The sequence below is a fragment of the Curtobacterium sp. 18060 genome, from assembly GCF_902706105.1.
Lineage (GTDB): Bacteria > Actinomycetota > Actinomycetes > Actinomycetales > Microbacteriaceae > Curtobacterium.
The window spans coordinates 1-12,759 of record NZ_CACSJV010000028.1 but is presented as its reverse complement, the minus strand read 5'-3'; the positions used below and the strand labels follow the sequence as shown (position 1 = coordinate 12,759).

Annotated in this window: 12 protein-coding genes and 1 tRNA gene; 11 read left to right on the top strand and 2 right to left on the bottom strand. The window is 70.1% G+C overall.

Going from position 1 to position 12,759, the window contains the following annotated elements; genetic code table 11:
* Window positions 1-117: 117 nt before the first annotated feature.
* The 7 genes from GVL05_RS13045 (at window position 118) to GVL05_RS13015 (ending at window position 7,167) form a co-directional block, all read left to right on the top strand.
* The gene (locus tag GVL05_RS13045) at window positions 118-1,107 is read left to right on the top strand and encodes a chlorophyllase (RefSeq protein WP_159573372.1); all 990 of its coding nucleotides are present in this window, start codon (window positions 118-120) and stop codon (window positions 1,105-1,107) included.
* A complete protein-coding gene (locus GVL05_RS13040; RefSeq protein ID WP_159573371.1) occupies window positions 1,104-2,081 on the top strand; it encodes an SDR family NAD(P)-dependent oxidoreductase in 978 nt (325 codons plus the stop codon). Before GVL05_RS13045 ends, GVL05_RS13040 begins: the two co-directional genes overlap by 4 nt.
* 31 nt (window positions 2,082-2,112) lie before the next feature.
* Window positions 2,113-2,991, top strand: coding sequence for a PrsW family glutamic-type intramembrane protease (locus tag GVL05_RS13035; protein ID WP_132099479.1), 879 nt, complete (start codon window positions 2,113-2,115; stop codon window positions 2,989-2,991).
* A 29-nt stretch (window positions 2,992-3,020) separates the two neighbouring features.
* The gene (locus GVL05_RS13030) at window positions 3,021-4,622 is read left to right on the top strand and encodes an alpha-L-fucosidase (protein ID WP_159573370.1); all 1,602 of its coding nucleotides are present in this window, start codon (window positions 3,021-3,023) and stop codon (window positions 4,620-4,622) included.
* Window positions 4,623-4,823: 201 nt separating this feature from the next.
* Entirely contained in the window at window positions 4,824-5,450 is a 627-nt protein-coding gene (locus GVL05_RS13025; protein ID WP_327785643.1) for an ABC transporter permease subunit, read from the top strand.
* A 2-nt stretch (window positions 5,451-5,452) separates the two neighbouring features.
* Window positions 5,453-6,229 carry an ABC transporter permease gene (locus GVL05_RS13020; protein WP_159573369.1) on the top strand — a complete coding sequence of 259 codons (777 nt, stop codon included), beginning with the start codon at window positions 5,453-5,455 and terminating at the stop codon, window positions 6,227-6,229.
* Window positions 6,229-7,167, top strand: coding sequence for an ABC transporter substrate-binding protein (locus GVL05_RS13015; protein ID WP_159573368.1), 939 nt, complete (start codon window positions 6,229-6,231; stop codon window positions 7,165-7,167). Before GVL05_RS13020 ends, GVL05_RS13015 begins: the two co-directional genes overlap by 1 nt.
* A gap of 70 nt (window positions 7,168-7,237) precedes the next feature.
* On the opposite strand, the gene GVL05_RS13010 is transcribed toward GVL05_RS13015, so the two are convergent.
* Window positions 7,238-7,309 (bottom strand) — tRNA-Gln (locus tag GVL05_RS13010).
* A gap of 235 nt (window positions 7,310-7,544) precedes the next feature.
* On the opposite strand from GVL05_RS13010, the gene GVL05_RS13005 reads away from it, so the two are divergent.
* The 4 genes from GVL05_RS13005 (at window position 7,545) to GVL05_RS12990 (ending at window position 10,853) form a co-directional block, all read left to right on the top strand.
* Window positions 7,545-8,447 (top strand): hypothetical protein, encoded by a 903-nt coding sequence (locus tag GVL05_RS13005; protein WP_159573367.1) that lies wholly within the window; start codon window positions 7,545-7,547, stop codon window positions 8,445-8,447.
* 32 nt (window positions 8,448-8,479) lie between these two features.
* A complete protein-coding gene (locus tag GVL05_RS13000; protein WP_159573366.1) occupies window positions 8,480-8,974 on the top strand; it encodes a MarR family winged helix-turn-helix transcriptional regulator in 495 nt (164 codons plus the stop codon).
* A 102-nt stretch (window positions 8,975-9,076) separates the two neighbouring features.
* The gene (dacB, locus tag GVL05_RS12995; protein WP_235035973.1) at window positions 9,077-10,402 is read left to right on the top strand and encodes a D-alanyl-D-alanine carboxypeptidase/D-alanyl-D-alanine-endopeptidase; all 1,326 of its coding nucleotides are present in this window, start codon (window positions 9,077-9,079) and stop codon (window positions 10,400-10,402) included.
* Window positions 10,403-10,412: 10 nt separating this feature from the next.
* Entirely contained in the window at window positions 10,413-10,853 is a 441-nt protein-coding gene (locus GVL05_RS12990; RefSeq protein WP_123340194.1) for a VOC family protein, read from the top strand.
* Between the two features lie 6 nt (window positions 10,854-10,859).
* Here GVL05_RS12990 and GVL05_RS12985 read toward each other — a convergent pair whose 3' ends face one another.
* Complete coding sequence (locus tag GVL05_RS12985; RefSeq protein WP_123293713.1) at window positions 10,860-12,731, bottom strand: ABC-F family ATP-binding cassette domain-containing protein; 1,872 nt, start codon at window positions 12,729-12,731, stop codon at window positions 10,860-10,862.
* Window positions 12,732-12,759: the final 28 nt, after the last annotated feature.

Here is a 12,759-nt window from a genome sequence, read left to right as displayed (position 1 = left end):
CGGTCTGCACACAGAACGGAACATGGCTCCGTTTCGCTTGCAATCCGGAGCGCTGTTCCGTATCGTTCCGGAACGTCGCTCCGTTTCGAGTGACGAACGCTTCCGGAAGGACTCCCGATGCCAGCAACAGCACCGCACACCCAGGTGATCAGCGTGCGCCCCGTCACCCTGCCCGCGCCGTCACGCGGCCACGACCTCGAGGTCCGGATCACCGCCCCGATCACGGGCACCGAGCTTCCCGTGATCGTCTTCGCCCACGGCTTCGGGCAGTCGATGACCGGCGGCGATCCCCTCGTCGACCACTGGACCGCAGGCGGGTTCGTCGTCGTCCAGCCCACGTTCCTCGACTCGACGAAGTACGGCCTGACGCTCGACGACCCGCGCTACCCGACGATCTGGCAGACCCGGGTCGACGACCTCGAGCGGGTCATCGACGACCTCGACGTCCTCGTCGCCGCCGTCCCCGGTCTCGCGGGACGTGTCGACCAGGCGAACCTCGCGGTCGCCGGGCACTCGTGGGGCGGCCAGTCCGTCGGCATGCTCCTCGGCGCCCGGGTGATCGGGTCGGACGGACAGCCGGGCGAGGACCGCACCGACCAGCGCGTGCGGGCCGGGGTCCTGCTCTCCACCACCGGGTTCGGTGGACCCGACCTGACGCCGTTCGCGCAGGAGCACTTCCCCTTCATGAGCCCGGACTTCAGCCAGCTGCGCACACCGTCGCTCGTCGTCGCCGGGGACCACGACCAGTCCCGGCTCTCCACGCGCGGGCCGGACTGGTTCACCGACGTCTACCACCACAGCCCCGGCGCCCGGCACCTGGTGACCGTGCACGGCGGGGAGCACCTGCTCGGCGGCATCCAGGACTACGCGTCCACCGCCACGACCGACGAGAGCCCGGAGCGCGTGGACCTGGTCCGCCGCACCACGACGGCGTTCCTCCGGACGGCGCTCGGGCTCGACGCCGACGCGTGGTCCGCGACGGCCGACGCAGTCGCCTCTGCCGAAGCCGGCGACGCCGTCGGCCACACCGACGCAGTCGGCCACATCGACGCCGTCGGCCACATCGACGCCGTCGGCCACATCGACTCCAAGGAGGACCACTCGTGATCACCGACCAGCACCCGCTCCCCACCCCCTTCACCGCATCGTCCACCGCCACCGACGTCCTCGACGGCGTCGACCTGACCGGCCGGGACGTCGTCGTCACGGGCGGTCACGGCCGCCTCGGCCGGGAGGCCAGCCGCGCCCTCGCCGCCGCCGGCGCCACGGTCACCGTCGCGTCCCGCGACACCGACCGCGCCAGCGCCGCCGTCGCCGGCATCCCCGGCGTCCGGGTCGAGCAGCTCGACCTGACCGACCCGGCGTCGATCGACGCCTTCGCCGCACACTGGACGGCCTCCGGACGCCCGCTCCACGCCCTGGTCAACAACGCCGCGATGCTCTTCACCCCGGACCGGCAGCTCGACGCCCGCGGCAACGAACTGTCGTTCTCGACGTCCCACCTCGGGCACTTCCGGCTCACGCGGGCACTCCTCCCTTCCCTGCTGGAGGCCCGTGGTGCGCGGGTCCTGAACGTCACGTCCGGCGCCGCCCGCTTCGGGCAGATCCGGTGGGAGGACCCGGCGTTCGCCAGCGGCTACGACGCCGGTGCCGCCTACGGGCAGGCCAAGCGGGCGAACGTGCTGTTCACGGTCGAGCTGGACCGCCGGTACGCCGACCGGGGCATCCGGTCGTTCGCCGCGCACCCCGGGGTGATCATCGGCCCGGGCCCGCACGACGAGTCCCGGATCGCCTCGTACCGCGAGCAGGGGCTGGTCGACGACGACGGTGCGACGGTCGTCGACCCCGAGCGCGGCAAGAAGACGATCGAGCAGGGGGCGGCGGCCCTCGTGTTCGGTGCCGCGAGCCCGCTGCTCGACGGCGTCGGCGGGGTCTACCTGAAGGACAGCGACGTCGCGGTGATCGACGACGAGGTCCGCCCCCTCACCGCAGACAGCATCCCGTCGGACGCGAACTCGGCGATGCTCGACGCCGACGACGCCCGGCGGCTGTGGGAGGTCAGCGCGCGGCTGACGGCGTGAGCACTGCGGCGGCGCTGGTAACTTCGGCTCCATGACGCGACCCCGAGGGACCGCACCACTCATCGTCGGCCTCGCGGGCGCTGCCGCCGGTGCTCTCCTCGGGTACTGGGGTGGCAGCCTGATGCTCGCCGGCGGCCGCGAGGCCACGGTCGGGGACGGCCTGCCGCCCTACGCGCTCGTGGTGGTGGTCATCGCCGCGATCATCGGCATCGGGGTCCCGCTCGTGGCCCTCGGCTGGTACTTCCGGCAGAAGGTCTCCCTGGCCGGTCTGCCCCACCGCGTGCAGGCGCTGTGGCTCGGCCTCGCCTGGGGGACCATCGCGATGCTGCTCGCCGGGAGCCTGAACGGCTTCGCGAGCCTGCTGCCCGGCGGCCATGTCTGGCCGGGGTTCGTCGAGGAGTTCCTGAAGCTCCTGGTGCCCGTCATCCTGCTGCTGTCCTCGCGCACCTACCGGTCGCCGCGACTGGCGGTGTGGCTCGTGTTCGTCGCCGCCGCCTGGTTGGGGTTCCTCGAGGGCATCAGCTACATCATCACCTCGCTCGACCCGATCCTCGACGGCGGATCCGCTCCGTCCGATGCGCCGTTCGTCATGATGATGGACATCGTCGTCCGCATCATCGCCGAGGTCTCGCACCCGCTGATCACCGTCGGGGCCGCGGTCCTCATCTGGCTCGCCGCAAAGACGCTGCCGACGGGCAGGGCGATCGGTGTCGGAGTGCTCGCGTACCTCGGCGCCGCCGCGATCCACGGCCTCAACGACGCCGTGATCGACGGGCCGGTCCGCGACTGGAACGTGCCGCTCAGCATCGTGCTCGAAGCCGTGTACGTCGTCGCGGTCTTCGTGTTCTGGTTCCGGCCGCAGGTGCGGCGGCTGCAAGCGGACGACGACCAGCTGTCAGCGGCGCGCTAGCCCGGATCATCCGATCAAACAGACATAGGATGTCTCACGCTCCCGACACCGCCGTCGCGAGCCGCCGCAACCGATCGGAGCACGTCGTGCACGAACCGCTCACCCCGCTGGACCCGACCACGCTGCCCGAGCCCGTGGACGTTTCGGACAACACCGCGGCCCTGGCCGCGGTCGACGCCGTCGTGCGCTCGGGTCCGTACGACGCGACCTGGTCGTCGCTGCAGCAGTACCGCGCACCGCTCTGGTACCAGGACGCCAAGTTCGGGATCTTCGTCCACTGGGGCGTCTTCTCGGTCCCCGCGTTCCGGAACGAGTGGTACTCCCGCGACATGTACCGCGCCGGCACGCCGGAGTTCGCCCACCACGTCGAGACCTACGGACCGCACGACGCGTTCGGGTACAAGGACTTCATCCCCTCGTTCACGATGGAGCACTTCGACGCCGCGGCGTGGGTGCGGGTGTTCCGCGAGGCCGGCGCACAGTTCGTCGTCCCGGTCGCCGAGCACCACGACGGCTTCGCGATGTACGACACCGACCGCTCCCGGTGGAGCGCCGCGCAGCTCGGGCCCGGGCGTGACGTGTTCGGCGAGCTCCTCGTCGCCGCGGACGAAGCGTGGATGGTCCGTGGCGCGTCGTCCCACCGGGCCGAGCACTGGTTCTTCATGAACGGCGGGACGAAGACCCCCTCGGACGTGCTCGATCCGCGGTTCAGCGACTTCTACGGGCCGGCGCAGCGCGAGGAGACCGCCCCGAACGAGCGCTTCCTGGAGGACTGGCTGCTCCGCACCGTCGAGCTCATCGACAAGTACCGCCCGCAGGTGCTCTGGTTCGACTGGTGGATCGAGCAGCCCGCGTTCCAGCCGTACGTCCGCACCCTCGCGGCCTACTACTACAACCGCGCCGCCGAGTGGGGCCGCGAGGTGGTCATCAACTACAAGTGGGAGACGTTCGCGCCGGGCAGCGCCGTGTACGACATCGAGCGCGGAGCGATGGCCGGCACACCGGAGACCGTCTGGCAGAACGACACCGCGATCGCGAAGACCGCGTGGAGCTGGATCGAGGGTCACGACTACAAGACCGTGCGCGACCTGGTCGCCGAACTCGTCGACGTGGTCGCGAAGAACGGTGTGCTGCTGCTCAACACCGGCCCGAAGGCCGACGGCACCCTGCCCGAGGACGAGGTCCGCATCCTGCGCGGCATCGGCTCGTGGCTCGCGGTGAACGGCGAGGCGATCTACGGCACCCGGCCGTGGACGATCTCGGGCGAGGGGCCGACCACTCGTCCCGCCGGCTCGTTCGTGGACGCCGACACGGTCGAGTACACCGCCGAGGACGTCCGGTTCACGACGCGCCACGACGTCACCGGCGATGCCGTCTACGCGACCCTGCTGGCCGATCCCGACGACGGGTCGGCCCGCATCCGGGCGTTCGGGTCGGCCTCGGGCCTGCTCGGCCGCACCATCCGGTCCGTCGCCGTGCTCGGCCACGCCGGCGAGGTCGTCTGGGAGCAGCGCCCCGAAGCGCTCGTGGTCGCGCTCGAGGGCGTCACCAGCGTGGACTCGGGGCCGGTGGTCCGGGTGCGGCTCGCGCCGGTCGTCGAGCAGGAGCGGCAGGACTTCCTGCACCAGTGACGAGGGTTCCGGTGCGGGGCACGCTCCGGGCCGGTCAGATCCGCGCGGCGCGACTACTCTGAGGCCGACGCAGCGCTCCTGCGGGGCGCTGGTCCCGATCGCTGGTCGTCCGACGAGGATTGGGATGCTGACCTGAACTGGATCATCGCGAACTTCGGTCTCGTCTGGGGCCTCACCGTCACGCATGCGGGCCTCGCGACCGTGCCCATCGTCCTCGGGTTCGTCGTGGCGGTGCCGTTGGGGTGGGTGGCGAACCGGTGGCAGGCAGTCCGATCGGTCATCGTCGGCGGCGGCAGTCTGCTCTACACGATCCCGTCCCTGCCGCTCTTCGTGATCCTGCCCTACCTGCTCGGCACCCGCATCACGGATCCCGTGAACATCGTCGTCGGGCTATCGGTGTACGCGGTCGCCATCATGGTGCGGTTGGCAGCTGATGCGTTCGCCGCCGTCCCGGCGGACGTCGTGGACTCGGCCACTTCGGTGGGGTACTCCGCGTGGGGGCGCTTCTGGACGGTCGAGCTCCCGCTGGCGGGTCCTGTCCTGCTCGCGGGGATGCGGGTGGTCTCGGCGAGCACCGTCGCCCTGGTCTCGGTCGGCGCCCTGGTCGGTTCCGCGAACATCGGGTTCCTGTTCACGGACGGGCGACAGCGTCAGTTCCTCGAGGAGATCCTGGTCGGCGTGGCAGCGAGTCTCTTCGTCGCCCTCGTCTTCGACACCGTCCTGGTGGCGCTCGGTCGCATCCTGATGCCGTGGTCCCGACGGATCCAGCAGCCGTCGCGGCGGTCGCGGCGTCGAGCCGAGCTGGCGACGATCGAACGGGGGGCCTGACCGTGCAGTTCTTCCTCCATGCGGTCGCCTGGCTGCTCGACCCGGCGAACTACCGCCCCGGCCTGCAGACCCCGCTGCCGATCCAGGACCGGATCGGCGAACACCTGCTCTACACCTTCATCTCGGTCGCCATCGCGGCGCTGATCGCGCTGCCATTGGGCCTGTACATCGGACACACCGGGCGCGGGCGCAGCTTCGTCATCGCCTTCAGTGGCTCCATGCGCGCGCTGCCGACGCTGGGCCTGCTCGGCACCCTCTTCGTCATCATCGGGATGACCGTGCCGTTCACGCAGACCGCCTTCATCGCGTCCATCGTCGCGTTCGTCGTCCTGGCGATCCCCTCGATCCTCGCCGGGGCGTACTCCGGTGTGGAGTCCGTGGACCCGCAGACGGTGGATGCCGCCCGCTCGGTCGGGATGACCGAGCTGCAGATCCTGCTCAAGGTCGAGGTCCCGCTGTCGCTGCCGCTGATCATCGGCGGGATCCGCGCGTCGGTCCTGCAGGTCATCGCGACCGTCGTGATCGCGTCGTACATTTCGCTGGGCGGGCTCGGCGCGATCATCTCGACGGGCATCAGTCTGAACGACAACGACCTCATCCTCGGTGGCGCGTTGCTCGTGACGGTCCTCGCCCTCGTGATCGACGGCCTGTTCGCCCTCGCACAACACCTCACCCGCCGCGGCCCCGAGGGGCAGACCCGCCGCCGCACACACGTCCGCGCGCTGCCACTCCGGCGCCGCGCGGTGACGGCACTCTCCGTCGACGAAAGGGACCACTGATGTTCACAGCAGGCACCAGAACACGCATCCTCGCGGGTGTGATCGCGGTCGGGGCGATCGTGGCACTCTCCGGTTGTTCCACCTCCGACCCCACGAAGCCGGCATCGGGCGGGGGCGGCGGATCGGGCAGCACGCCGATCGTGGTCGGCTCGTTCAACTTCCCGGAGAGCGAGATCCTGGGCAACATGTACGCCCTCGTCCTGAAGGACGCCGGGTTCGACGTGACGACCAAGTTCAACCTGGGCCCGCGGCAGACGACGATCCCCGCGCTCAAGGACGGTTCGATCAACCTCATGCCGGAGTACAACGGCAACCTGCTGTTCTTCTACGACACCAAGGCCACCGCGAAGACGACAGCGGAGGTCGACGCCGCGCTGAAGACCGAGATCCCGAAGGACTTCCAGGTGCTCGAGCCGTCTCCGGCCGAGGACAAGGACGCCTACGTCGTGACCCAGGCCGAGGCCGAGAAGAACGGCCTCACGTCGATCGGTGACCTGTCGAAGATCGAGCCGTTCTCGCTCGGTGCCAACCCGCAGTTCGGCACCCTTCCGTACGGCATCCCCGGGCTCAAGTCCACGTACGGCGTGGACAAGGTCACGTTCAAGTCGATCGAGGACTACGGCGGGCCCGACACGGTCAAGGCACTCGTCGACGACACCGTGCAGGTGGCCGACATCTACACGACGTCACCCGACCTCGTGACGAAGAAGCTGCTCGTGCTGAAGGACCCCGAGAACCTGATCGCGTCGCAGAACATCCTGCCGTTCCTGAACAAGGACATCTACAGCGCGAAGCTCGCGTCGACGTTGAACAAGCTGTCCGAGAAGCTGACGACCGATGACCTCATCGAGCTGCGCAACCGTGTCGAGGGCAGCGAGAAGGCCCAGGCCCAGGCCGCCGCGAAGGACTGGCTGACCAAGGAGGGGCTGCTCAAGTAGCCCGGGAACGACGCCGGGTGCGGCGAGGCGGGGCTGCGCGCAGGAGCACCCCGCCCGCCACGGCCGTCGGCTCCGCCTCCAGGATTCGAACCCGGACCTAACGGCACCAAAGGCCGTCGTGCTGCCATTACACCAAGGCGGAACGCACCCGTGGGTGCTCGTCCATCCTCCCATGCCGAGCGCACGTCAGTGGCACTGGCTACCGTTCGTGCATGCTGAGTATCAATTTCGGGCGCTACCAGCGACGGCGTCCAGCGGAGGTTCCATTCTTCGAGAGCGTCGTCGATCGAGCGGAGGTCTGGCTACCGGAACCGAAGTGCCCGGTGCTGCTTCGTTTGCCTATCGCCAGCACCGCTCTAGTCATGGCTAGCGTGTCCATGACGCTCGCCGTCGTGCTTGTCGTCAGCGCCCCTGCCGCAGGACCGATTCCAACGATGCCGCTGCTGATCGCCCTTCTCCCGGCTTTCGGAGGGGCGCTAGTCTTACCGACCTACACCCGGGTCTCAACCCGGCGCAAGCTCTCTCGGCTGTTTGCCCTACTAGCGGGTGTAGGTCTTTGGGCTGCTTCCTTCCTCGGGGTGGTCACGGCTGCCATCGGTGCTGCGTTCATCGCGTCGTTCGGCTTGGACCCGATCGCGCATTGGGTCGGCGCCGACAAGGCCGATTCCGGAGTCGTTGTCGGCCTCAGCGTCCTGACAGGCTACGTGGCCGTCATGTTCCTGATGATGGGGATGGCCCTCCGGTCGGTGGCAAGCGGATCCGGGCTCGTCGCACGGACATCGGGCGCTTTCGTACCCGGATATGCATTGCTCGCGTCAATCATTTTCTACGCACTCGGTGCTGTCGCCGCCTTCTCGGGTCTAGGGGCGACAGCCGTCAGCGTCATCATTACGCTCGTCCTCTTCGGTATCGGAGCTCTCGGACGGCTCATCTACTCGGCTCGCCGCGAACTCGCTACCGCTCGGACGGACCTCATCCGCGCGATCGATGTACTGCAGATCGCTTTGGATCACGGTGACGCCACCGCCGTTCGCGATGCTGGCCTGCAACTAAGCCGATCGGCGTCGAAAACGCACGCCATGGGAGTTCGGCTGCTCACCGTCACCACGAGGTCGTGTATCGATGCGCTCGTCTCCCACATCGCCTCCGTTCCCCTACCCCACCGAAAGCCCCTCGAGGTGCTAGCAAACGGGGAGTTCCGCTCGCTCAGCATCGAGGCGAGTCGGCGTCTCCTCCACGAGGGCTGCACCACGATCCGAATGCACCTCGTCGAATCCTGACCCGGCTCGGATGTATGGACCAAGATGGAGGGATGCCGCACCAGGACGAGGTCGACCGGATCGTCACGGCGTGGGGTCGTGAGCGTGCCGACCTCGACTTCAGCCCGCTCGAGGTGCTGTCCCGCGTGGACCGGCTCGCGCGGCACCTGGACCGCGCGCGGCGAGTGGCCTTCGACGCCGGTGACATGGAGCCGTGGGAGTTCGACGTGCTGTCCGCCCTGCGGCGTGCGGGTGAGCCGTACGAGCTGAGCCCGAAGACTCTGCTGCAGCAGACCCTGGTGTCGAGCGGCACCATGACGAACCGGGTCGACCGTCTGACGGCGCGTGGGCTCGTGGGGCGTCGGACGGACCCGAAGGACGGCCGCGGCATCCTCGTGTCACTGACCAGCCAAGGCCGGATCGCGGTCGACGCGGCCATCGCGGACCTGCTGACGGCGGAGCGGGACATCCTGTCCGGGGTGTCCGACGCCGAGCAGGACCAGTTGGCCGGGCTGCTCCGGCGACTCATCCTCGGCCTCGGCGACTGAACCGACCGCTGCGACCGCTTCACCCGCTGGACCGAAGCCCATGGCCACGCTTCGGTCGTCGGCTCGATGTGTGCCGAACCCTATGCTCGCCACGATGGTCCCGTGCCCAGACTCCGTGCCCTCATCCGTCGCCGCCGACACACCATCGTGTTCGCGGTCGTGCTCCTGCTGCTGGCCGCCGGCATCACTGCGACGGCCACGGCCATCGGAGCGCAGCGCCAGGCGACGGCGGCAGGTGAGCGCTGCACCGCCGATGCTCTCGCCGCCCGCTGGCACGCCGGTTCGTTGTTCCTCGATGCGCGATCGGCCCGGACCGGGAAGCCGGTCCTGACGCACCGCGGCGACGAACCGACGCAGACGGGCAGCACGATGAAGGTCGTGACGGCCGCCGCCGCGGTGTCCGCCCTCGGACCCGATCACCGCTTCACCACCTCGGTGGTCGACGGCACCCGCCCCGGGGCCGTGGTCCTGGTCGGCGGCGGGGACCCGACACTGAGTCGACTGCCGTCCGGTCAGGACAGCGTCTACCCGCACGCACCGCACCTGGACGACCTGGCGGAGCAGGTGCTGGCCGCCCGCGGTGGACGACCGGTGACCGTGGTGCAGGTCGACACCGCCCTGTTCGACGGCCCGGCGTGGCACCCGAGCTGGCAGAAGAGCGCCCGCACGAGCGGCAGCGTCTCGAACATCACGGCGCTCATGGTCGACGGCGACCGCGACGACCCGACGGAGTCGTACTCGATGCGGAGCGACGGAGCGGTCGCCCGCGCTGCGACGGCGTTCGCGGCGCTCCTCGGGCCGGACGTCCGGGTGGACACGGCCTCGGTGGCGGCGCCGTCCGGCGGGCAGGTGCTCGGAACGGTGCGGTCCGCGACGGTGTCGGAGCTCGTCGGGATGCTGCTCACCGACTCCGACGACACCCTCGCCGAGGTGCTCGCCCGCCACGTCGCGATCGCCGAGGGTGCCGGTCGGTCCTTCGACGCCGTGCAGGCCGGCAGCGCGAAGGCACTCGTCCACTACGGCGTGCCGACCGAGGGCCTGCGGCTCGTGGACGGCTCCGGTCTCAGCCCGGACAACCGGGTGCCCGCCTCGGCACTCACCACGCTGATGCGGGCGGTCGCCGCGAAGCGGGACGGCCTCGCACCGGTCGACGCCGGACTCGCCGTGGCCGGACGGACGGGCACGCTCGGTGAGAACGGCCGCTTCGCCGGCGCAGCAGCGGACGCCCGCGGGCACGTCCGGGGCAAGACCGGGACGCTCGACGACATGTACGGCCTGACGGGAGTCACCGACGAGGTCGCCGGGGACCGTGTCGTGTTCACGGCCTTCGCCGAGGGGACGAACGATCCGAGCGCACGGCAGGAGATCGACGCCCTGGCCGCGGCGTTGTGGCGTTGCGGCGGAGACGCCTCCGCGCACCGGGGGTAGCCTCCCGCCCATGCACGCGATCACCCTGGCCGTCGCCGACGTCGCACGATCGGCGGACTTCTACCGCGCCCTGCTCGGGATCGAGGGCAGCGGCGTCATCGGCACCGAGTACCCGCCGAACGAGACCGAAGCGGGCGGCACCACGGCGATGTTCACCCTCGACGACGGTCTGATCGTCAGCGTCTACGGGCGGGACGACATGGCGAAGGACTCTGGTGTTGCCCTCGCCGACGGCCCCGCGGCGACGATCGGGCACTTCGTCGACAGTCAGGCCGACGCCGAAGCGTTCCTCGACCGGGCCCGGATCGCCGGCGCGACGATGCTCGCTCCCCCGTACACGCGGCCCTGGGGCATGTGGTCCGGGTTCTTCCAGGACCCGGACGGCCACCTGTGGGAGGTCGTCGCGAACCCCGGCGGCGGGGCTCCCGAGGACGCGAAGCCAGCGGAGTAGACCCACTCAGACCCCGAGCAGCTCCGCGACCTCGAGCCAGCGCTCTTCGAGCTGCTCGATCTCGGCCTCGTGCGCCGCGAGCTTCGCCTGCAGCTCCCCGAGCCCGGCGTAGTCCGACTGGTCGTGGGTGGCGAAATCGTCGAGCAGCTTCTTCCGGTCCGCGCCCACCTTCGCGATCTTGCGGTCCAGCGCCGACATCTCCTTCTCAGCCGTCCGACGCTCCGCGCCCGACAGGCCCGAGGCCGCCGCAGCCGACGCGCCGGAACCGGCCGACGCACTGGATCCGGCCACGGCACCGGCCGAGCCGGTCCCGCCTGCGGTGTCGGGCCTCCCGGCAGACGCGGCGGCAGCCGCAGAAGCGGTCCCGCCACCGGTGCCGGCCGCACGGAGCCGCATGTACTCGTCGACGCCGCCGGGCAGGTGCCGCAGGTGCCCGCCGAGCACGGCGTACTGCTGGTCGGTGACGCGCTCGAGCAGGTACCGGTCGTGGGAGACGACCAGCAGGGTGCCCGGCCAGGTGTCGAGCAGGTCCTCCATGGCGGCGAGCATGTCGGTGTCGAGGTCGTTCGTGGGCTCGTCGAGGATCAGCACGTTCGGCTCGTCGAGCAGGATGAGCATGAGCTGCAGGCGGCGCTTCTGGCCACCGGACAGGTCCTTGACCGGCGTGGAGAGCTGCTCCGCCGTGAAGCCGAGGCGTTCGAGCAGCTGCGCCGGCGTCATCTCCTTGCCGTCCGCGACGTAGCTCGTCTTCTTGCGGGCGACCACCTCGCGCACGCGGTCGTTCGCGAACTGGGCCAGGTCGGCGAGCTGCTGGTCGAGGATCGCGACCTGCACCGTCTTGCCGGTCTTCACCCGGCCGCTCGTCGGCGCGAGCGTGCCGGAGACGAGGTTGAGCAGCGTCGACTTTCCGGCGCCGTTCGGGCCGAGGATGCCGGTCCGCTCCCCCGGTGCGATGCGCCACTCGATGCGGTCCAGGATCTGGGTGCCGTCGAACGAGACGCTGACGTCGAGCAGGTCGACGACGTCCTTGCCGAGGCGGGCGGTCGCCGTCTTCGCCAGCGCGACCGTGTCGCGGATCGGCGGGACGTCGTCGATCAGGGCGTTCGCGGCGTCGATGCGGAACTTCGGCTTGCTCGTCCGGGCCGGTGCGCCGCGGCGCAGCCACGCGAGCTCCTTGCGGGCCAGGTTCTGGCGGCGCTGCTCGCTGGCGGCTGCCTGCCGGTCACGCTCGACGCGCTGCAGGATGTACGCCGCGTAGCCGCCCTCGAACGGGTCGACGACGCCGTCGTGGACCTCCCACGTGTCGGTCGACACGGCGTCGAGGAACCACCGGTCGTGCGTCACCACCACCATGCCGCCCTGGTTCGACGACCAGCGACGGTTGATGTGCTCGGCGAGCCACTGGATGCCCTCGACGTCGAGGTGGTTCGTGGGCTCGTCGAGGAACAGGACGTCCCAGTCGCCGACGAGCAGCCGCGCGAGTGCCACACGGCGGCGCTGGCCACCGGACAGCTCGTCGACACTGACGTCCCACGGGATGTCCGACACCAGGCCGCCGATGACGTCGCGGATCTTCGGGTCGCCGGCCCACTCGTGTTCTTCGAGGTCGCCGACGACGGTGCTGCCGACGGTCGCGCCCTCGGGCAGGATGTCGCGCTGGTCCAGGTAGCCGACGGTCAGCCCGCGGCGGTGCGTGACGCGGCCGTCGTCGGGTTCGAGGCGCTGGGACAGCAGCGCGAGGAGGGTCGACTTGCCGTCGCCGTTGCGTCCGACCACGCCGATCCGGTCCCCCTCGTCGATGCCGAGGGTGACGTTGTCGAAGACGACCTTGGTGGGGAACTCGAGATGCAGGTTCTCGGCGCCGAGGAGATGAGCCACGCGTCAAGGGTAGGCGGCGTGGCGGGGT